General features: G+C 72.8%; 18 protein-coding genes. 11 read left to right on the top strand and 7 right to left on the bottom strand.

Annotated features, from left to right (window positions below):
* Positions 1-19: 19 nt before the first annotated feature.
* Positions 20-1,204, bottom strand: coding sequence for a methyl-accepting chemotaxis protein (locus tag BLW47_RS20180; RefSeq protein ID WP_175543729.1), 1,185 nt, complete (start codon positions 1,202-1,204; stop codon positions 20-22).
* Between the two features lie 162 nt (positions 1,205-1,366).
* On the opposite strand from BLW47_RS20180, the gene BLW47_RS20175 reads away from it, so the two are divergent.
* From BLW47_RS20175 to BLW47_RS20160, 4 genes are all read left to right on the top strand, one after another.
* Positions 1,367-2,323, top strand: a complete 957-nt coding sequence (locus BLW47_RS20175; RefSeq protein WP_175543728.1) for a GGDEF domain-containing protein — start codon at positions 1,367-1,369, stop codon at positions 2,321-2,323.
* Positions 2,324-2,625: 302 nt separating this feature from the next.
* Entirely contained in the window at positions 2,626-4,374 is a 1,749-nt protein-coding gene (locus tag BLW47_RS20170; protein WP_217634907.1) for an amidohydrolase, read from the top strand.
* Positions 4,375-4,448: 74 nt separating this feature from the next.
* Entirely contained in the window at positions 4,449-5,273 is an 825-nt protein-coding gene (locus BLW47_RS20165; protein WP_245736809.1) for an acetoacetate decarboxylase family protein, read from the top strand.
* Between the two features lie 104 nt (positions 5,274-5,377).
* Positions 5,378-6,340, top strand: a complete 963-nt coding sequence (locus tag BLW47_RS20160; protein ID WP_091560285.1) for a DUF559 domain-containing protein — start codon at positions 5,378-5,380, stop codon at positions 6,338-6,340.
* A 42-nt stretch (positions 6,341-6,382) separates the two neighbouring features.
* Here BLW47_RS20160 and BLW47_RS20155 read toward each other — a convergent pair whose 3' ends face one another.
* Genes BLW47_RS20155 through BLW47_RS20145 form a run of 3 tightly spaced genes read right to left on the bottom strand, consistent with a single transcriptional unit; the run spans position 6,383 to position 9,380 of the window.
* Entirely contained in the window at positions 6,383-7,210 is an 828-nt protein-coding gene (locus BLW47_RS20155; protein ID WP_091560278.1) for an ABC transporter ATP-binding protein, read from the bottom strand.
* Positions 7,211-7,242: 32 nt separating this feature from the next.
* Positions 7,243-8,280: a FecCD family ABC transporter permease gene (locus BLW47_RS20150; RefSeq protein ID WP_091560274.1), complete on the bottom strand. Its 1,038-nt coding sequence runs from the start codon at positions 8,278-8,280 to the stop codon at positions 7,243-7,245.
* Positions 8,277-9,380 carry a FecCD family ABC transporter permease gene (locus tag BLW47_RS20145; protein WP_217634912.1) on the bottom strand — a complete coding sequence of 368 codons (1,104 nt, stop codon included), beginning with the start codon at positions 9,378-9,380 and terminating at the stop codon, positions 8,277-8,279. The genes BLW47_RS20150 and BLW47_RS20145 overlap by 4 nt, the downstream gene beginning before the upstream one ends.
* Before the next feature lie 121 nt (positions 9,381-9,501).
* Here BLW47_RS20145 and BLW47_RS20140 point away from each other — a divergent pair, with 121 nt between their 5' ends.
* The 6 genes from BLW47_RS20140 to BLW47_RS20115 are packed head-to-tail and all read left to right on the top strand — an operon-like array spanning position 9,502 to position 16,501.
* Positions 9,502-10,524, top strand: coding sequence for an ABC transporter substrate-binding protein (locus tag BLW47_RS20140; protein WP_091560266.1), 1,023 nt, complete (start codon positions 9,502-9,504; stop codon positions 10,522-10,524).
* Between the two features lie 6 nt (positions 10,525-10,530).
* Positions 10,531-11,376 (top strand): siderophore-interacting protein, encoded by an 846-nt coding sequence (locus tag BLW47_RS20135; RefSeq protein WP_091560262.1) that lies wholly within the window; start codon positions 10,531-10,533, stop codon positions 11,374-11,376.
* Positions 11,373-12,890 carry a pyridoxal phosphate-dependent decarboxylase family protein gene (locus BLW47_RS20130; protein WP_217634911.1) on the top strand — a complete coding sequence of 506 codons (1,518 nt, stop codon included), beginning with the start codon at positions 11,373-11,375 and terminating at the stop codon, positions 12,888-12,890. The genes BLW47_RS20135 and BLW47_RS20130 overlap by 4 nt, the downstream gene beginning before the upstream one ends.
* Entirely contained in the window at positions 12,877-14,184 is a 1,308-nt protein-coding gene (locus BLW47_RS20125; protein WP_091560255.1) for a lysine N(6)-hydroxylase/L-ornithine N(5)-oxygenase family protein, read from the top strand. Before BLW47_RS20130 ends, BLW47_RS20125 begins: the two co-directional genes overlap by 14 nt.
* On the top strand, positions 14,181-14,729 hold the full coding sequence (locus tag BLW47_RS20120) for a GNAT family N-acetyltransferase (RefSeq protein ID WP_091560252.1): 549 nt from the start codon (positions 14,181-14,183) through the stop codon (positions 14,727-14,729). Before BLW47_RS20125 ends, BLW47_RS20120 begins: the two co-directional genes overlap by 4 nt.
* The gene (locus BLW47_RS20115) at positions 14,726-16,501 is read left to right on the top strand and encodes an IucA/IucC family protein (RefSeq protein ID WP_091560248.1); all 1,776 of its coding nucleotides are present in this window, start codon (positions 14,726-14,728) and stop codon (positions 16,499-16,501) included. Before BLW47_RS20120 ends, BLW47_RS20115 begins: the two co-directional genes overlap by 4 nt.
* Before the next feature lie 14 nt (positions 16,502-16,515).
* On the opposite strand, the gene BLW47_RS20110 is transcribed toward BLW47_RS20115, so the two are convergent.
* Positions 16,516-16,881 (bottom strand): VOC family protein, encoded by a 366-nt coding sequence (locus tag BLW47_RS20110; protein WP_091560243.1) that lies wholly within the window; start codon positions 16,879-16,881, stop codon positions 16,516-16,518.
* Positions 16,882-17,107: 226 nt separating this feature from the next.
* Here BLW47_RS20110 and BLW47_RS20105 point away from each other — a divergent pair, with 226 nt between their 5' ends.
* Positions 17,108-18,001, top strand: a complete 894-nt coding sequence (locus BLW47_RS20105; RefSeq protein WP_091560239.1) for a universal stress protein — start codon at positions 17,108-17,110, stop codon at positions 17,999-18,001.
* 190 nt (positions 18,002-18,191) lie between these two features.
* On the opposite strand, the gene BLW47_RS20100 is transcribed toward BLW47_RS20105, so the two are convergent.
* On the bottom strand, positions 18,192-18,767 hold the full coding sequence (locus BLW47_RS20100) for a hypothetical protein (RefSeq protein WP_091560235.1): 576 nt from the start codon (positions 18,765-18,767) through the stop codon (positions 18,192-18,194).
* A 191-nt stretch (positions 18,768-18,958) separates the two neighbouring features.
* On the bottom strand, positions 18,959-19,477 hold the full coding sequence (locus BLW47_RS20095; RefSeq protein WP_091560231.1) for a GNAT family N-acetyltransferase: 519 nt from the start codon (positions 19,475-19,477) through the stop codon (positions 18,959-18,961).
* Positions 19,478-19,609: the final 132 nt, after the last annotated feature.

The following is a 19,609-nucleotide window of genomic DNA, read 5'->3' as shown; positions in this document are numbered from 1 at the left end:
GACGTGTTCCGGCGTCGGCTCAGGCCCGGAACGCCGCCGTGAGCTCGGTGAGCCGGGCCGCGGTGGCGCTCAGATCACCGGCGGCGGCCCGGGTGTCGGCGGCCGCGGCGCGGGCGTCGTCGGCCGCGCCGCGCGCGGCGCCGATGGCGTCCACGATGGCGGCGGTGTTGCGGCTGACGACCCCGGCGCCGGAAGCGATTGCCCCGGTCGTCGCGGACTGCTGCTCGACGGCGGCGGAGATGGTGTTCTGGTAGTCGGCGATCGCGCCGATGGTCTCGGCGAAGCCGGCCACCATTCCGACGGCGCGGTCGGTGTCCTGCTGGATGCCCTCGATGCGTCGGGTGATCTCCTCGGTGGCCCGCGCGGTCGCCTGCGCAAGCTCCTTGACCTCACCGGCGACGATGGCGAAGCCCTTGCCGGCCTCGCCGGCGCGGGCGGCCTCGATCGTGGCGTTGAGGGCCAACAGGTTGGTCTGTTCGGCAATCGCGGTGATGGTGCGGATGACCTCGCCGATCTGCAGGCTGGACTCCCGCAGCCGGGCCATGTCGTCGGTGGCCCGGGTGGCGCCGTCGACCGCGCCGGTGGCCGCCCGGGACGCCGCCGTGGTGTTCGCGCCGATCTCGTTGATCGCGGACCGCATCTCGTCGGTGCGCGCGGTGACGTCGTCGATGTCCCCGGTGACCTCGCGGGTCGAGACCGTGACGGTGTCCATCTGCTGAGCCGTGGCATCCGCCGCCCGGGCCAGCGTGCTGCTGGTCGACTCGAGCCCCGCCGAGGACGCCAGCACCTCGTCGGCGGCGGTCCGGATGCCGGTCACCGTCTCGGCCACCTGGCTGATCATGACGTTGAACGAGACCGCCATCCTGCCGAGCTCGTCCTTGCCGACCACCGGCATCCGTCCGCTCAGGTCGCCCGCCGCCGCCCTCGTGATCACGGCCTCGCAGAGCCGCAGCCCGCGCACGATCGTCAGCCAGACCGAGGCCTGGAAGAGCAGCCCGAGCGGGACGAGCGTCACGGGGATCCAGAGCGCGGCCGACGCGAGGAACTCGAGGCGGTCCCGGGTGGATCCGGCCGGCAGTTGCGCCGCGGCGTCGGCCGCGGCCGAGCGGGCCAGCACCGCCAGCGCCACGACGGCGCCGATCGCACAGAGCTGTGCCAGCACGGTACGCAGCTTCGTCGGCAGCTTCTCCAGCAAGGTCATCATCGGTCGTGGTACCTCCTGCCGGAGCACATCGACCGCGACCGCGCGGAGATGAGATGTTGTGGATCGACATCGGCGGCGGTGGTGGGCGCCGCCGTTCGTCTCAGCTGTCCCGCCCCGGTGCCGATCGGCGATCATGTGAGTGCTGCGAGCGACGCGCGTCCCGTGCGCGGCAACCGACTGCTGCTCGTCGGGGTCCTGACGGTCGTCAGCTTCGCGATCGCGTGCGTCTACTGCGTCGGCACCTGGTCCGCGCCGAACCGCCCCACGATGCTCGTGCTGTACCTCATCGGCACCGCCCTCGGGGCGTACCTCGTCTTCCTCGCCCGCCGCCTGGCCGCCACCACCCGCGCCCGCCGGGTCGTGATGGTCGCGCTGACCGTGACATCGGTGTTGCTGATCGCGGTCGGCGCGTACCTCGACGGTGGCGCCGACGCGCCGACCGTCATGGGATTCCTGCCCCCGATGGTGTCGGTCGCGGTCACCGCGCCCCCTCGTCACCAGATCTACCTGCAGGGGCTGATGATGGGCGCGTACCTGACGGTGGCGGCGCTCGGTGACCCGCCCCGACCGGGCTTCGTCTTCCTGTTCGTCAGCGGCGGGCTGGTGGTCGTGACGACCTGTGTCGCGCAGGCGCGACTCGTGCTGCGGCAGCGCGCCGAACTGCGCGCGATGGCGCGGATCGATCCGCTCACCGGGGCGCTCAACCGACGCGGCGTGGCCGAGCTGGCCGACTCCGTCGCGTTCCCGCTGTCGGTGGTCTGCCTCGACTTCGACGGCTTCAAGCAGGTGAACGACCGGTCCGGCCACGCCGCCGGTGACGAGTTGCTGCGCTGGTCGGTGAGCGCGATGCGCCGGGTGCTACGCCCCGGCGACATCGTCGCGCGCCTCGGCGGCGACGAGTTCCTGATCGTGCTGCCCGGCGCGGACCGGGTCGCGTCGGCCGCGGCGGCCGAGCGGGTGGTGGCCGCGCTGCGGGGTCGGATCGGCACGAGCGCGGGCACGGCGACGGCCCCCGTCGACGGCGCGACGTTGGAGGCGCTGATGATCCGCGCCGACCAGCGCCTGTACGAGATCAAACGGGCCCGGCAGCGGGGCGCCGACGCACAGCCCGCCGGGTAGCGGTCACGGCGACCTTCTTTCGCGTTAACTTCACGGCAAGCATTGACACGGCATTGCGACGTGTGGAGCATTCTCCATAGCCGTTCTTGATTACCGGAAACGAACCCGGCGCTGGGGAGACGCCGCGGAACAGTCCACGGAATGGCCGATCGCATACGCCTCTGCCCGCACGGAGCGGGCTTTTCCCGCTGCCGCGCCGAATGACGCGGCACTTCCGTCACATCGCTTTCTCTTCATGGCATCCCCGGCCGTCCGTCCGCCCTTTCTCCGGCCGGCCACCCCCTAGCCAAGGAGAGTCGTCCGTGTGTGAAACCGACCATCTCGACTCGTCCGGAGTGAGCCGGCGCGACATGCTCGCGCTGCTCGGCGCGGCCGGCGCCTCGCTGGCCGTCGCCCCCGTCCTCACCGCCGATCCGGCGATGGCCGCCGCGTCCGACCTCGCGCTCGACCCCGCGACGCAGCCCGCCGACCCGGTCAACTACGAGCCACCCGCGAACCTCGCCGTCGATTCCCAGGCCAAGGACGCCGCCATCGCCTGGATCGACCGGAACTCCGAGGGCATCGTCGGACTGAACGACCGCATCTGGGAGTTCGCCGAGCCGTCGTTGGCGGAGTGGAACTCGTCGTGGGCCGAGGCGCAGTATCTGAAGGCCAACGGATTCACAATCGAATGGGGCGCCGGCGGAATGCCCACCGCCTTCGTCGCCACGTTCAGCAACGGCACCGGCAAACCGGTGATCGGCTTCAGCGGCGAGTACGACGCGCTGCCGGGCCTGTCGCAGGAAAAGGGGAACCCCCGGCACTCGCCGCTGGTCTACAACCACGATCCGTACGCGCCGACGTACGGATTCGGCCACGGCTGCGGACACAACGCGCTCGGCGCCGCGGCGGCGGGAGCCGCGGCGGCCACGGCAGCGGCGATGCGCGCCCGCAACCTCGACGGGACCATCAAGTTCTTCGGCTCGACCGCGGAGGAGCAACTGGTCGGCAAGTCGGTGGCCGTCAAGGCCGGGGTCTACCGCGGGCTCGACGCCTTCGTCGACTGGCATCCCAGCAGCGGCAACAGCACCAGCTGGGGGTCCAGCAACGCCATGTACAGCTACTCCTTCCACTTCCTCGGCACCGACGGGCACGGCGGCGCGCCGCTGGCGACGCGGGCGACCCAGGACGCCGTCTCGGCGATGTCGATGCTGACCGAGTACCTGAGGGAGAGCCACCAGGCCCACACGGCGCGGGTGCACTACGCCATCCGGCAGACCGGTCAGGCGCCGAACGTCTTCCCCACGCTGTCGAGCATCTGGTACTTCGCCCGCGAGGGCAGCCCCACCCGCGCCAAGATCCTGATGGACCGGATCGTCCGGTGCGCCGAGGCGGCCGCGATGGCCACCGGCACGCGGATGCAGCACCGCATGATGGCCGGCGTGTGGAACACCCTGGGCAACAAGCGCGGCGCGGAGCTGATGCACGCCAACATGACCCAGATCGGCGCGCCGACGTTCAGCGCGGCCGACCACGGCTTCGGCCGGGAGCTGCAGCGCTCCAACGGGGCCGAGGAGACCGGGTTCTCCGAAAAGATCAGCCCGCTGACGCCGCCGGCGGCGGTGTTCATGGGCGGCGGCTCGACCGATGTCGCCGACATCAGCTGGCAGGTGCCGACCATCTCGATGGGCACGGCGCATCAGCCCGCCGGCACGAAGAACCACTCGTGGCATCACACCGCCACCGCGGCCGCTCACTCCGGGCACGTGGCGACGGTGATCGCCGCCAAGTACCTCGCCGCCACCACCGTCGACCTGCTGACCCAACCGACGGTCGTGGCGGAGATGAAGGAGGAGTTCCACCGGCGCACCTCGAAGATCAAGTGGAAGAGCCTGCTGCCGGACAACTACGAACTCCCGCTCTACGAGCCGCCGAAATGGTTCCTCGAGCGGACCGGTCAGAAGTGGCCGCCGCGGGGCGTGAAGTGGCCGCCGCGGCGGGTCGTGTCGACGGAGACCGCTCCGGATCTCGGGCCGGCGCTGCCGCCGCAGAACCTGCCCCCGCTGGAATAGCCGCTCACCATCCGGGCCGCCGTCGCGCGCCCTGCCGGTCAGGGCGCGCGACGGCGCGTACGGCTCCGCGGAGCATGCTCGCGGTCGCGGTCGGCACGCCCGCGCAGCGGGAAAGCCGGGCGGCCGACCCGGCTGACGGGCTGATCGCCTGCGCCGTGGCGCGGGCGGTCGGTGTCACGCCGTACTGTCGGGCAATGACGGTCAGCTACCCGCCGGAGCCGTGGCACCTGCGGGGCCGGATGTACCTGTCGGTGTGGCTCGTGCCGGCGGCGCGGCTGCCCGCGCTCCCACCCCGATTGGTCGAGCGCGCGCGGCCGATCCTGATCGGCGGCCGCGCCGTGGTGGGCACGGCATGGGTGCGGTACGAGCCCGGCGGTGTGCTGCACTACCACGAGCTGCTCTCCGCGGTGCTGGTGCGCGTCGGGGTGCGGCCGCGGGTGAGCATCCTCGACATCTGGGTGGATAGCGACGCGTCGCGGGCCGGCGGCCGTGAGTTGTGGGGGATACCGAAGGAGCGCGCAGCCTTCGAGTTCCCGGAGTCGCTGCCGACCTCGGTCGCGGCGACCGCCGCCGACGGCGCGCCGCTGGCCTCGGCCGAGATCTCGACGCGGTGGCGGCTTCCGGGGCGGTGGCCGTTCGCGTTCTCCGTGACGCAGGCGCGCAAAGATCGGGTGCTCACCACGCCGGTGCGCGGTGACGCCGTGCTGCACGGCGGCGCGGTTCGCTGGCGACCCGACCCCGGCGGCCCGCTGGGCTACCTCGCCGATCGACGCCCCTGGCTGACGCTGGCCGTGACCGACTTCCGCCTCCTCTTCGGCCACTCATGGTCGTTGACGGGCGAGCGACTCGACACGCCGACGACAAGCCAGCCCAGCCGCCAACGATCGAGGTTTCCATAGCAGACGGCGAGCCAGTGACGGGACACGTCCACAGCGGGACGGCTGTCCACAGGTGAGGGCCGGCGCCGTTGCGGGATGGCGGGTCGGGCGACAGGGTCGGCGGCGTGAACTCGGTGCTTCGGGAGTTGGTGGAGCGGGGCGGCGGGCTGGTGACCCGGGCGACGGCCGAGCAGGTGGTGCCGGAGTGGACGCTGCAGCGGGCGTGCGACAGCGGCGATCTGGTGCGGGTGCTGCCCGAGGTGTTCGCGGCGGCACGCCTGCTCGACGATCGACCGGGAGAACCCCGGGGCACCCCGGCTGTCAGCCGACTCGACCCAGCCCTGGGCCACCGTGCGGCGTGCGCCTGGGCCGCGGGGCGTGGCGCGCTCAGTCACCTCAGCGCGCTCGCGGTATGGGGGCTGCGCCGGCAGGCGACCGGCGACCTGCTGCACCTGAGCGCGCCGGCCGGCGCCGGCATCCGCAGCCGCCCCGGGGTGGCCGTGCACCGGCGCCGGGATCTCACCCTCGAGCCGCCGCACGTGGTGGTCCGGCGGGATCTGACCGTGACCCGCCTCGAACAGGCCTTGGTCGACTCGTGGCCGATGCTGCCGCGCAGCGAGCGGCGGGCACCGGTGATCCGGGCGGTCAACGATCGGCTGACCACGCCCGAGCGGCTGGCGGCGGCGCTGGGGACCCTGCCGAGACTGGAGGACCGGGCAGCGCTTCGCACGCTGCTCGCGCGGCTCGCCGAAGGCTGCCGCAGCCCGCTGGAGATCTGGGGACACGAGCACGTCTTCACCGGCCCGGGGATGCCGACGTTCCGCCATCAGACACGGGTGCGCGTCGGGCGGCGCACGATGTACCTCGACCTGTTCGCCGAGCGGGAACGGGTCGACATCGAACTCGACGGCGCCGCCACGCACGGCGACCCGCGCCAGCGGGAGATCGACCTGCGCCGGGACGCGCTGCTGGCGACCGTCGGCATCCTGGTGGTCCGCTTCGCCCACCGCCGCCTGGTCCACGAGGCCGACGACGTACGCCGGGAAACCCTGGCCATCCTCGCCCGCCGGGTGCCCGTGACCGGCTGAGCCCGTCGAGTGGTCGTTGGAGCGGGGGAGCCGGCGGCCGGTTCAGGCCGTGTGCACGAGCCCCTGATCGACGGGGGAGGGCGGTCGCCGGCCGGGGGCGGCGGGGACGACCAGGGGGGTGCCGGTCTCGGGGTCGTCGATGACGCGGCAGGGCAGGCCGAAGACCTCCTCGATCAGCTCGGCGGTGACGATCTCGCCGGGCTCGCCCTCGGCGACGATCCGACCGGCGCGCATCGCGATCAGGTGGGTGGCGTACCGGGCCGCGTGGTTGAGGTCGTGCAGCACGGCGACGAGGGTGCGGCCCTGCTCGCGGTGCAGGCGGTCGCACAGTTCGAGGATCTCGATCTGGTGGGCGATGTCCAGGTACGTCGTCGGCTCGTCGAGCAGCAGCAGCGGTGTCTGCTGGGCCAGCGCCATCGCGATCCAGACCCGCTGGCGCTGGCCGCCGGAGAGCTCGTCGACGTACGCGCCGGCCAGGTCGGCGACGCCGGTGGCCGCCATCGATTCCTGCACCACGCGCTCGTCCTCCTCCGACCACTGCCGCAGCAGCGACTGGTACGGGTACCGGCCGCGGGCGACCAGGTCGGCGACGGTGATGCCGTCCGGGGCGATCGACGACTGCGGCAGCAGCCCGAGGGTGCGGGCGACGGAGCGGGCGGGCAGCCCGTGGATGTCGCGCCCGTCGAGCAGCACGGTGCCGGCCTTCGGTTTCAGCGTGCGCGACAGCGCCCGCAGCAGCGTCGACTTGCCGCAGGCGTTCGGGCCGACGATGACCGTGAAGGACCGGTCGGGGATGGCCACCGTCAGCCCCTCGGCGATGGTCCGCCGTTCGTACGCCAGGGTGAGCCCCGTGCCGCTCAGTCGAGTCATGGTCCGTCCTTCGTCCCGGGTGAATGTCGTGTTCACAGCCGGCTCGCCCGGCGTTCGGTGGCGAGCAGCCACACCAGGTAGGCGCCGCCGACCGCGCCGGTCATGACGCCGACCGGGAGTTGGTGGCCGGGGACGAGCCGCTGCCCGGCCAGGTCGGCGGCGATCAGCAGGGCGGCGCCCATGCAGAGCGAGGCCAGCAGGTTGGGTCCGGGTGCGCGGGTGAGCCGCCGGGCGAGCTGCGGGGCGGCCAGCGCGACGAAGGCGACCGGGCCCGTGGCGGCCGCGGCGGCGGCGGAGAGCAGCACGGCGGCGGCGAGCACCACCAGCCGCAGCGGCTGCACCCGGACGCCCAGCCCGTGCGCGGCGTCGTCGCCCATCTCCAGCACCCGCAGCGCCCGCCCGCAGCCGAACAGCAGCACCGGCGCGGCGCCGGCCAGGGCCACCAGCAGCACGGTCGCGTCGCCCCAGCCGCGCCCGTCGACGCTGCCGGTCAGCCACAGCACGGCGCGGGCGGCGTCGGTGATCGGGGTACGGGTCAGCAGGTAGCCGTTGACGCCGGTGAGGATCGTGGCGACGCCGACCCCGACGAGTACGAGCCGGTAGCCGTGCACCCCCTGCCGCCAGGCGAGCACGTAGATCCCCGCCCCGGTGGCGATCCCGCCGAGCGCCGCGCCGGTGGCCACCGCGGTGGTCCCGCCGCCGACGACCACGATCGCGGCCAGCGCCCCGGTCGCGGCGCCCTGGGTGAAGCCGAGGATGTCGGGGCTGCCCAGCGGGTTACGGACCAGCGACTGGAAGACCGTCCCGGCCAGGCCGAGCGCGGCGCCGGCGAGCAGCGCGGTGACGGCCCGCGGCAGCCGCACCTGGTTGACGATGAACGCGTCGGCGGCGGAGCCGGCGCCGCCGAGCGTGCGGAGCACGTCGCCGGGGCGCATCGGATAGTCGCCGCTGCCGATGGCGACCACGGCGACCGCGAGCGCGACGAACAGGCACACCACGCCCACGGCCAGCGCCCGGGGCCGGAACCGCAGCGAGAGTCCGCCGGGGGTGCGCAGCACGACTGTCCTCATGCCCCGGCCCGCCTCGCGCGTCGGACGATCCCGACGAAGAACGCTCCGCCGAGCACCGCGGTGACGATGCCGACCTGGAGTTCGGAGGGGCGGGCGAGCACCCGCCCGAGCACGTCGGCGCCGAGCAGCATCAACGGCGCGAGCACCGCGCAGTACGGCAGCAGCCAGCGCAGGTCGGGACCGGTGAGGGGGCGTACCAGGTGCGGCACCATCAGGCCGACGAAGACGATCGGTCCGGCGGCGGCGGTGGCGGCGCCGCAGAGCAGCGTCACCGCGACGATCGCGCCGGCGCGGACCCGCGTCGGGTGGGCGCCGAGCCCGCGGGCGGCGTCGTCGCCCAGGGCCAGCGCGTTCAACGGACGGGCCAGCGCGGCGGTGAGCAGCAGGCCGGCGGCGACGAAGGGGGCGATCTCGACGACCGTCCGCGGCCGGGCCGCGGCCAGGGAGCCGACTGTCCAGAACCGCATCCGGTCGAGCGCGGCGGTGTCGAGCAGCTGCACCGCGTTGACGTAGGCGAACAGGGCGGCGTTGAGGGCGGTGCCGGCCAGCGCCAGCCGGGCCGGCGTGGCGGTGCGCCCGCCGCCGACGCTCCACAGCAGCACGGCGACGGCGGCGGCGCCGCCGAACGCGAACCACACGTAGCCGGTCAGCGACGTGATGCCGAGTAGCGAGATCGCGGTGACCACGGCGGCCGAGGCCCCGGCGTTGATGCCCAGCAGTCCGGGGTCGGCCAGCGGGTTGCGGGTCAGCGCCTGCATCAGCGCGCCGGCGACCCCCAGCGCGGCGCCGACCAGCAGTCCGAGCAGGGTGCGGGGGAGCCGCATCTGCCGTACGACCGGGTAGTTGGCGGAGTGCTCGTCCACGAGCCCGTGCCACGCGTCGATCGGTGACAGGTGCCGGGCGCCGATCGCGAGGCTCAGCACGACGACGGCGGCCACCAGCAGCAGCGCCGCGAGCAGTCCGGCGGCGCGCGGGAAGCCGCGGGGGCCGGGCGGTGCGGCCGCGGGCGGGGCCGCCGCGGAACGCTCGGCGCTCGCGGGTGACTCGGTGATGGACACGTACCAGCTCCGATATGGACGAAAAGTGCAGGTTTGCCGGATCCACTTGACAATCGTGATTTAGGCAAGGCTAACCTTAGACCACTTCGCCCGGGCGGACATCCCCCGGGTTCGCATCGCTTTGGCGACATCGAGATCCACACATCGCTCTGGAGGCACGATCATGCCCGACGTTCCCGCCCCCCGGATCACCCGCCGCGGCCTGCTCGCCGCCGGCGGTGCGCTCGGCCTGGGAGCGCTGCTCACCGCCTGCGGAGGCGGGAGCACCACCGGCGGCGCCACCGACGGCGGGGATGGCTGGTCGTTCACCGACGACCGCGGCCAGAAGGCGAGCGCGGGGGCCCGGCCGCAGCGCGTCGTCGCGTACGTCGGCACCGCCGCCGCGCTGCACGACTTCGGCGTCGGGGACCGGATCGCCGGCGTCTTCGGGCCGACGAAGCTCGCCGACGGCAAGCCGGACCCGCTCGCCGGCGGCCTCGACGTCGACAAGGTGACCATCCTGGGCAACGCGTGGGGCGAGTTCAACATCGAGAAGTACGCGGCGCTCCGCCCCGAGCTGCTGGTCACCAACATGTACGAGCCGAACGCGCTGTGGTTCGTGCCCGACGACAGCAAGGACAAGATCCTGCCGCTGGCGCCCAGCGTCGGCCTCACCGTCGCCAAGGTCTCGCTGGGCAGGGTCCTGCAGCGCTACTCCGACCTCGCCGCGTCACTCGGCGCCGACCTGTCGGCCCCGACGGTGACCGACGCGAAGACCCGCTTCGAGCGCGCGTCCGAGACGCTGCGCGCCGCCGCCAAGGCCAACGGCGGGATCCGCGTCATGGCCGCCTCGGCCAGCGCCGACCTGCTCTACGTCTCCGACCCCGACGTCTACGCCGACCTGAGCTACTTCCGCGAGCTGGGGGTGACGTTCGTCGATCCCGCCAACGTCACCGGCGGCTTCTTCGAGAACCTCAGTTGGGAGAACGCCGACAAGTACCCGGCGGACCTGATCCTGCTCGACAGCCGCACCTCCGCGCTGCAGCCCAAGGACCTCGGGTCCAAGCCGACCTGGACGACGCTGCCGGCCGTCAAGGCGGGCCAGGTGACCCCCTGGCTGAGCGAGCCCCGGTTCAGCTACGCCGGCTGCGCGCCGCTGATCGAGGCCCTGGCCACCGCCCTGCGGAACGCGAAGAAGGCGAGCTGAGGCGCGATGACCACCACCGTGACCAGGACGCCGTTCGAATTCTTCGACCTGCGCGTCGCCCGGACCCGCCGGGTCGGCGCGTCGATGCTGCGGGTCACCTTCGCCGGGGACGGTCTGGCCGGGTTCGCCAGCGGCGGCCGCGACCAGCGGTTCAAGCTCTTCCTGCCGCACCCGTACCAGGACTTCCCGGTGGTGCCCACCGGGGAGGACTGGTTCGCGCAGTGGCGCGCGATGGACCCGTTGGTCCGCGCCGTGATGCGCTCGTACACGGTCCGCGAGCAGCGCCGCGACCCCGACGAGTTCGATGTGGACTTCGCGCTGCACGGCGACGGTGGCCCGGCCTCACGCTGGGCCGCGCGGGCCCGCCCCGGTGACCCCGTCACCGTCCTCGCGCCGGTCGTCGCCGACAACGCCGGCGTCGACTTCCGGCCGCCGCCCGGCACCGACTGGGTGCTGCTCGCCGGCGACGAGACCGCGCTGCCCGCGCTCGCCGGCATCCTCGGCTGGCTGCCGCCGGGCACCCGCGCCCGCGTCTGGATCGAGGTGCCGGACGCCGCCGACCTGCGCCCGCTGCCCACCGTCGCCGACGAGCAGGTCACCTGGCTGATCCGGGACCGGGCCCGGCCGATGGCGCTGTGCGACGCGGTCCGCGCCGCGACGCTGCCCGCCGGCACACCGTACGCGTGGATCGCCGGCGAGGCCGCGACCGTCCGCGCGCTCCGCCGTCACCTCGTCGCCGACCGGGGTCTCGACCGCTCACGCATCACCTTCACCGGCTACTGGCGGCGCGGCGCCACCGAAGAGGACCTGATCGCCGAGGCGATCTCCGGCGCCGCACCCACCGACGACTGACCGTTCCGGAAGGACGATCCGTGACCCCCACGCCCGTGACCAGCGCCGCCCAGCTGTTCGACGAGCAGAACATTGACCACTACCGCGCCCTGGTCGCCGCCGGTGTCGACCGCGTCGTCGGCCAACTCGTCGGACGGGACCGGCCGTTCACCGGGATCACCCCGGACCGGCTCGCCCCGGAGATCTCCGCCATCGACCTGGACCGCCCGCTGGGCGACCCGGCGGCGGCCCTCGACGAGCTGGAGCGCGTCTACCTGCGCGACGCGGTCTACTTCCACCACCCCCGCTATCTCGCCCACCTCAACTGCCCGGTGGTGATCCCCGCGCTGCTCGGCGAGGCCGTGCTCTCGGCGGTCAACTCGTCGCTGGACACCTGGGACCAGAGCGCCGGCGGCACCCTGATCGAACGCCACCTGATCGACTGGACGGCGTCGCGGCTCGGGCTCGGCGACGCCGCCGACGGAGTGTTCACCAGCGGCGGCACGCAGTCCAACCTGCACGCGCTGCTGCTGGCCCGCGAGGAGGCGTGCCGGTTGCGGGAGAAGGAGGGGTTCCGCAGGCCGGAGATCCTGCCGCGGTTGCGCATCCTCGCCTCCGAGTGCGCCCACTTCAGCGTCACCAAGGCGGCGCTGCTGCTCGGGCTCGGCCCCGACGCGGTGGTCGCGGTGCCGTGCGACCGGGACCGGCGGATGCTCGCCGGCGCGCTGGCCCGCGAACTCGACCGCTGCCGGCGCGACGACCGGGTCCCGATGGCCGTGGTCGCCACCGCCGGCACCACCGACTTCGGCAGCATCGACCCGCTGCCCGAGATCGCCGAGCTGTGTGACCGGGCCGGGGTGTGGCTGCACGTCGACGCCGCGTACGGCTGCGGGTTGCTGGTCTCCCGCCGCCGGCATCTGCTCGACGGCATCGGACGCGCCGACTCGGTGACCGTCGACTATCACAAGTCGTTCTTCCAACCGGTCAGCTCCAGCGCCGTGCTGGTCCGTGACCGGGCGACGCTGCGGCACGTCACCTACCACGCCGACTACCTCAACCCGGCGCACAGCGCCGAGGCCCGCATCCCGAACCAGGTCGACAAGAGCCTGCAGACCACGCGGCGGTTCGACGCGCTGAAGCTCTGGCTCACGTTGCGGATCATGGGAGCCGACGGCGTGGGGGAGCTCTTCGACGCCGTGGTCGACCGCGCCGCCGAGGCCTGGACGCTGCTGGCGGAGGACCCGCGCTTCGAGGTGGTGGCCCGGCCGCAGCTGAGCACGCTGGTCTTCCGGTACCTGCCGGCTGAGCCGGCCGGCGTGACGCCCGACGCGATCGACCGCGCCAACCTGCACGCCCGGGCCGCGCTCGCCGCCTCCGGGGAGGCGCTGGTGGCCGCGACCGTCGTCGACGGCCGGCACTACCTCAAGTTCACGCTGCTCAACCCGCGTACCTCGGTGCGCGACATCGCCGAGGTCCTCGACCTGATCGCCGGGCACGCCCGCGCACACCTGGGAGACCGCCTTGTTCACGCGTGATGACCGCGTCCACGACTTCGTCGCGATCGGGCTCGGCCCGTTCAACCTCGGGCTGGCCTGCCTGACCGCGCCCATCGACGGCCTCGACGGGGTGTTCCTGGAGGCCGAGCCGGACTTCGACTGGCACCCGGGGATGCTGCTGCCGGGCAGCACCCTGCAGACGCCGTTCCTCTCCGACCTCGTGACGCTCGCCGACCCGACCTCGCCGTACTCGTTCCTCAACTACCTCAAGGAGTCCGGACGGCTCTACCCGTTCTACATCCGGGAAAGCTTCTACCCGCTGCGGGCCGAGTTCCGCGACTACTGCCGGTGGGCCGCCGGCAAGCTCGACACGATCCGCTTCGGCCACCGCGTGACCACAGTGGAGTACGACGACACCGACGCGGTGTACCTGGTGCACGCGCTGGCCGGCGCGGAGCCGACGACCTTCCGGGCCCGGCGGCTGGTGCTCGGCACCGGCACCCCGGCGTACCTGCCGGAGGCCGTCCGGGACCTCGGCGGCGACGCCGTGCACAGCTCCGGCTACCTGCCGGCGAAGGCGACGCTGCAGGCCCGGCGGAGCATCACCGTCGTGGGCAGCGGCCAGAGCGCCGCGGAGATCTACTACGACCTGCTGCAGGAGATGGACACCCACGGGTACGAGCTGACCTGGATCACCCGCTCGCCCCGGTTCTTCCCGCTGGAGTACACCAAGCTGACGCTGGAGATGACCTCCCCGGAGTACACCGACTACTTCCACGCGCTGCCGGCGGACACCCGTGACCGCCTCTCGGCGTCGCAGAAGAACCTCTACAAGGGCATCAACACCGAGCTGATCAACGCCATCTTCGACCTGCTCTACCAGCGCAACGTCACCGGCTCCTGCCCGAGCCGCCTGATGACCAACACCGCGCTGACCCGCGCCCGCTACGACGCCACCACCGGCACGTACACGCTGGGGCTGCGGCAGGAGGAGCAGGGGCGCGACTTCACCCTGGAGACGCAGGCGCTGGTGCTGGCGACCGGCTACCGCTACGAGGTGCCGCCGTTTCTCGGCCCGATCGCCGACCGCATCGTCTGGGACGACGCCGGCCGGTTCGCGGTCCGCCGCAACTACAGCATCGACGTCACCGGCCGCGGGATCTACGTGCAGAACGCCGAGCTGCACACCCACGGCTTCGTCGCCCCCGACCTCGGCATGGCCGCCTACCGCAACTCGTGCATCATCCGGGAGCTGCTCGGCCGCGAGCACTACCCGATCGAGAAGTCCATCGCGTTCCAGGAGTTCGGGGCGCCCGCGGGGGTCGGGGCATGACCGTGTTCACCCGCACCGATGAGCGGCTCGGCAAGTTCACCGTGCGGCCGGTCGACCCGTTCGGCGACGCCGCGCTGCTGCACCGCTGGGTCACCCACCCCAAGTCCGCGTACTGGCTGATGCAGGACGCCGACGAGGCCGCCGTCGTGCGCGAGTACGCCACGATCGCGGCGCGGCCGGACCACGACGCCTTCCTCGGTCTGCACGAGGGACGCCCGGCGTTCCTCGTCGAGCGCTACGACCCGGGGCGCGAGCTCGGCGGGGTGTACGACGTGCAGCCCGGCGACGTCGGCATGCACTTCCTGGTCGCCCCGACCGACACCCCGGTGCACGGGTTCACCCGCGCCGTGATCGTCACCGTCATGGAGCTGCTCTTCGCCGACCCGGCCACCCGCCGCGTCGTGGTCGAACCGGACGTGCGCAACACCGCCGTGCACGCGCTCAACGCGTACGTCGGCTTCCGGGTGGTCGACACAGTCCGCCTGCCGACCAAGGACGCCTACCTCAGCATCTGCACCCGCGACCAGTACGAGGCCAGCCGATGAACGACGCTGTCGCCCACCTGACCCCCGCGCACTGGCAGCGCGCCAACCGGCTACTCGTCCGCAAGGCGCTCGCCGAGTTCGCCCACGAGCGACTGCTCCACCCGGAGCCGCTCTCCTCCGGCCGCTACCGCGTCACCGCCGACGACGGGGAGGTTGAGTACCGGTTCGCCGCGACGGTACGGGCGCTGGACCACTGGCAGATCGATCCCGACACGATCACCCGGCAGCGGGTCGGCGCGGATCTGCCGCTCGACGCGCTCGACCTGATCCTCGATCTGCGGCGGACGCTCGGCCTGGGCGAGCAGGTGCTGCCGGTCTACCTCGAGGAGATCACCAGCACGCTGGCCAGCGCCGCGTTCAAGCTCGCCGGTCCGCCGCTGACCGCGGCCGAGCTGGCCGGTGCCGGCTTCCAGGCGATCGAGTCCGGAATGACCGAGGGCCATCCCTGCTTCGTCGCCAACAACGGCCGGCTCGGCTTCGACATCGCCGAATACCAGGCGTACGCCCCCGAGGCCGGCCGGCCGGTCCGGCTGCTGTGGGTCGCCGCGCACCGCGACCGGTCCACGTTCACCAGCAGCGCCGACCTCGACTACGACCGGCTGATCTCGGCTGAGCTGGGGGAGTCGACGCTGCGCGGCTTCGCCGCGACGATGGCCGGGCTCGGGCTGAACCTCGACGACTTCCACCTGATCCCGGTGCACCCGTGGCAGTGGGGGAACCGGCTCGCGGTGACGTTCGCCGGCGAGGTCGCCCGCCGCCGGCTGATCTGCCTGGGGGAGGGCGACGACGAATACCGGGCGCAACAGTCGATCCGGACCTTCTTCAACACCAGCGCCCCGGAGAAGCACTACGTCAAGACGGCGCTGTCGGTGCTGAACATGGGCTTCCTGCGCGGGCTCTCCGCCGAGTACATGGAGGCGACGCCGGCGATCAACGACTGGCTGGCCGCGCTGATCGCCGGCGACGAGGTGTTGAAGCGGAGCGGGTTGACCATCCTGCGGGAACGCGCGGCGGTCGGCTACCGGCACGCGCAGTACGCCGCCGCGGCGCCGAAGGGCTCGCCGTACCGGAAGATGCTGGCGGCGCTCTGGCGGGAGAGCCCGGTGCCGCTGCTCGCGCCGGGGGAGCGGCTGGCGACGATGGCGTCGCTGCTGCACGTCGACCGCGACGGCGTCCCGCTGGCCGGCGCGCTGATCGCCGGCTCCGGTCTCGATCCGGTCGACTGGCTGCGCCGCTACCTCGACGCCTACCTGACGCCGCTGCTGCACTGCTTCTACGCGTACGACCTGGCCTTCATGCCGCACGGCGAGAACGTCATCCTGGTGCTCGACGAGCGGGGCGTCCCGCAGCGGGCGATCTTCAAGGACATCGCCGAGGAGATCGTGGTGATGAACGCGGACGCGCCGCTGCCCCCGGCGGTCGAGCGGATCCGGGCGGCGGTGCCCGACGACGTGAAGCTGCTGTCGATCTTCACGGATGTCTTCGACTGCTTCTTCCGGTTCCTGTCGGCGCTGCTGGCCGAGGCCGGGGTGCTGACCGAGGAGGCGTTCTGGGCGACGGTCGCCGCCTGCGTGCGCGACCACCAGGCGGCGAACCCGCAACTCGCCGAGCGGTTCGGCCGGTACGACCTGTTCGTCGGGGAGTTCGCGCTCTCCTGCCTGAACCGGCTGCAGCTGCGCAACAACCAGCAGATGGTCGACCTCAACGACCCGGCCGGCTCGCTGCAGTTCGCCGGCACCCTGACCAACCCCCTCGCCCGCCACACTTCCTGACGATCGCGCAGCGACTAATCCGCGACGTAGAGGCAGAACGGGTGGCCGGCCGGGTCGAGGCAGACCCGGACATCGTCCTGCGGCTGGAACTCGGCAACGGTCGCGCCGAGCGACACCGCGCGGGCCACCGCGGACTCCAGATGGTCGACCCCGATCTCCAGGTGCATCATCATCTGCTGGTCACCCGGACGGGCCGGCCAGCTCGGCCGCACGTGCTCCGTTTCGCGTTGGAAACTGAGGCCCCGACCGCCGTCCGGCGGCTCCAACCAGACGTCGTGCTCCTCCGTACGCCCGATCTTCCAGTCGAGCAGCGCCGCGTAGAACGCCGCGAGCGCGTGCGGATCCGGCGCGCCGATGTTGACGCCGGTGAGACGGGGCATGCTGCCTCCCTGCTGATCGCGCCGCGTCCGATCCACCGCGGCCGATGCCACCCACTCTAGGTGGTCGGCGGGTCCGGATCGCGCCTCACGCAACCGCTGCTACACGCGGCGGTATGGGTGGCGGGGGTGCGCGGAGTACCCGACCCGGCGCGCGCGTTGCGACGACCGGAAGTGCGGCCGGGGGGTCGGGGGTTACGGTGTGACCGGGGGCGGTGCGGGAGGTCGGATGGGCGCGGCACGCGGCACGGTGGTCGGGGTCGACGGCTCCGGCGAGTCCCTGGACGCCGTCCGCTGGGCGGCCCGCCGCGCCCGCGCCGTCGGTGACCCGCTGCGGTTGGTGTACGGGTACTCGCCGCCGATGCCGGTGCCCACGATGCCGGTCCTGGCGGTCACCCCCGACGTCGTCCCCGAGGAGTACATCCGGGCCGCCGACGACCTGCTCGCGACCGCCGCCGACGCGGCCCGCGGGGCGGCCGACGGGGTCGAGGTCTCGACGGAGGCCGTGCTCGGCGGTCCCGCCCGGGTGCTCGTGGAGGCCTCCGGGCGCGCCGCCCTGGTGGTGATCGGCTCCCGTGGCCGGGGTGGGTTCGCCGGCCTGCTGCTCGGCTCGGTCGGTGTCCAGGTTTCCGGGCACGCCCGCTGCCCGACGGCCGTGGTCCGCGGGGAGGAGCACCCCGGCGGGGTGGTGGTGGTCGGCGTCGACGGCTCGGAGCCGTCGCACGCGGCGCTGCGGTTCGGGTTCGCCGAGGCGGCCTGGCGGCGGGTGCCGGTGCTGGCGGTGCACGCCTGGCAGCGGCCGACGCCGCTGAGCCTGCCCGAGGCGACGGCGGCCGGGTTCAGCGAGGACTTCGACCCGGCGTCGGTGGAGCGGCGGGCCCGCGCGACCGCGACGGACGCGCTGGCGCCGCTGCGCGCGCAGTTTCCCGAGGTGGAGGTGCGCGAGCAGGTGATCGAGGCGAGCCCGCCGGGGAGGCTGGTCGAGGCTTCCCGGGACGCCGCGCTGGTGGTCGTGGGCTCGCGCGGGCGCGGCGGCTTTGCCGGCCTGCTGCTCGGTTCGACCAGCCAGGGCGTCCTCCAACACGCCGAATGCCCCGTCGTGGTCACCCGCACCGCCGACTGAAGATCGGCGACGACGCCCCCGCGGGCCGCCGATCCGGCCGTCGCCAATCTGGTGCTGGCCCGGTACGGCGCCGCGACGCGCCCGCCGACACCTACCAGGTGCACGGCCGATATACCTGTCAGGCATAAATGACTGACAGGTATATCGCGCAACCTGCGGGATCCTCTCGACCGCCAGCGAGCCGACCGTACTAGCTGACCGCCTCGCCCGCAGGCTCGGCGGACGGCTGCCGCATCGGTTGGACGACACACGCCACGATGACGGCTGTGGCGAAACTGAGCAGCCAGAGCATCGGTCCCGCTTCCTGCGAGATGCGCAGCCACAGGGGCTCGTCCGCCGCGCCTACCGGTTCGCCGAGATCCTTGACAGCACCTGTCAGGGCTGCTGGTAGCCACAGCAGAACGTATTCGCGAGGCGCGTCCTGGGCGCTGAACCGGGTGACGACGAAGGTGATGAGCGCTGCCTGCACGGCGAGAAGACCACCCAGGCCTCCGCCGATCGCGGCCTTCCTACGCCCTACGCGGGATGCGTCTGCTGCGATCGCCGACATGATGACGAGCCAACTTGCCGCCGCCGCAGCAGCCGGCTGCACATTTCCCTTCACCAGGCCGATCGCCAACAGCACAACGACCACCGTGGTGGCTACTAGACCGGCGGCAACCAGCGGCGTGACCGTCGCCTTTTTGCCGAGCCACAAACCGACGGCTGCGCCTGCCAGAACTATCAGAGTCAGGGCTGCCACAAACACGCCCACCTCGAGTGACACGTTCCGAGCTCCTTTCGATCGACTGCCTCTATCGCGGACGTGGGGTCGAGGGCGGGCGTCCACTGGTACCACAGCGCCGCACCGGCCAGCATGGTCGGTCGAACCATAGTGGACCCTGCTGTGCGGTGTTCATTGTGTCCAAACAGTCGCTGCACCTACCGCCTGCGGCGCGGCCGGCAGGCCGTGCACCGTCAGCGGGCGCAGTTGATCAGCGCGACCATGATGTCCGCGGTCGGCGTCGAGCCGACGCGCCGCCAGCCCAGCCCCGCGAAAATCTCGCGGGCCGGGGCGGCCGGGTCGACGGCGACGATCCCGAGCTGTTCGGGGCGGCCGCCGAGCAGATCGTCGAGGAGCCGCTGCCCGATTCCCCGGCCCCGCCGCCGCGGCAGCACCGCCCAACGGATCACCGCGAACGCGTCGGACTCGGCCATCTCCGGCGGCGCCGGCCGGTCGGTGTCGGGCCACCACTGACCGGCCGGCATCGTATGCCCGTAGGCGAAGCCGATCGGCTCGGTGCCGTCGTACGCCACCACCATCGCGAAGCCGGGACGCGTCGCGTCGGCCCGCAGCCGCGCCGTGAACCCGCCGGCGTCGGGGCCTGTCTCCGACGGCGGCCCCGGGTACGCCGCGGCGGTCACCGGTTCCAGCGTTCCGGCCGCCGCGACCGCATCGTCCGTCGTCAGACGACGGTAGTGCAGCGCGTCGGGCATCGCCCACCCCCTGGGCGGAAGTGTGTCACGCCCACACGCCGGCTGCTGCCGGCTCCGGCTGCGACCCGGTCGTCCGGTCCCGCCCCGCCCGGTCGACCGGTCGACCGCGGCGAGCACGTCCGGCACGTCCGG

The organism is Micromonospora pattaloongensis (assembly GCF_900107255.1).
GTDB lineage: Bacteria > Actinomycetota > Actinomycetes > Mycobacteriales > Micromonosporaceae > Micromonospora_I > Micromonospora_I pattaloongensis.
The sequence above is the reverse complement of the archived record's forward strand: the minus strand, read 5'-3'. Positions and strand labels throughout refer to the sequence as shown.

What these genes read in the sequence shown, in the direction of transcription:
- BLW47_RS20180 (WP_175543729.1), bottom strand. Translation starts at nt 1,204, where the DNA reads ATGATGACCTTGCTGGAGAAGCTGCCGACGAAGCTGCGTACCGTGCTG.
- BLW47_RS20165 (WP_245736809.1), top strand. Translation starts at nt 4,449, where the DNA reads ATGCTCGCGGTCGCGGTCGGCACGCCCGCGCAGCGGGAAAGCCGGGCG.
- BLW47_RS20105 (WP_091560239.1), top strand. Translation starts at nt 17,108, where the DNA reads ATGGGCGCGGCACGCGGCACGGTGGTCGGGGTCGACGGCTCCGGCGAG.
- BLW47_RS20120 (WP_091560252.1), top strand. Translation starts at nt 14,181, where the DNA reads ATGACCGTGTTCACCCGCACCGATGAGCGGCTCGGCAAGTTCACCGTG.
- BLW47_RS20110 (WP_091560243.1), bottom strand. Translation starts at nt 16,881, where the DNA reads ATGCCCCGTCTCACCGGCGTCAACATCGGCGCGCCGGATCCGCACGCG.
- BLW47_RS20115 (WP_091560248.1), top strand. Translation starts at nt 14,726, where the DNA reads ATGAACGACGCTGTCGCCCACCTGACCCCCGCGCACTGGCAGCGCGCC.
- BLW47_RS20135 (WP_091560262.1), top strand. Translation starts at nt 10,531, where the DNA reads ATGACCACCACCGTGACCAGGACGCCGTTCGAATTCTTCGACCTGCGC.
- BLW47_RS20150 (WP_091560274.1), bottom strand. Translation starts at nt 8,280, where the DNA reads ATGAGGACAGTCGTGCTGCGCACCCCCGGCGGACTCTCGCTGCGGTTC.
- BLW47_RS20155 (WP_091560278.1), bottom strand. Translation starts at nt 7,210, where the DNA reads ATGACTCGACTGAGCGGCACGGGGCTCACCCTGGCGTACGAACGGCGG.
- BLW47_RS20140 (WP_091560266.1), top strand. Translation starts at nt 9,502, where the DNA reads ATGCCCGACGTTCCCGCCCCCCGGATCACCCGCCGCGGCCTGCTCGCC.
- BLW47_RS20095 (WP_091560231.1), bottom strand. Translation starts at nt 19,477, where the DNA reads ATGCCCGACGCGCTGCACTACCGTCGTCTGACGACGGACGATGCGGTC.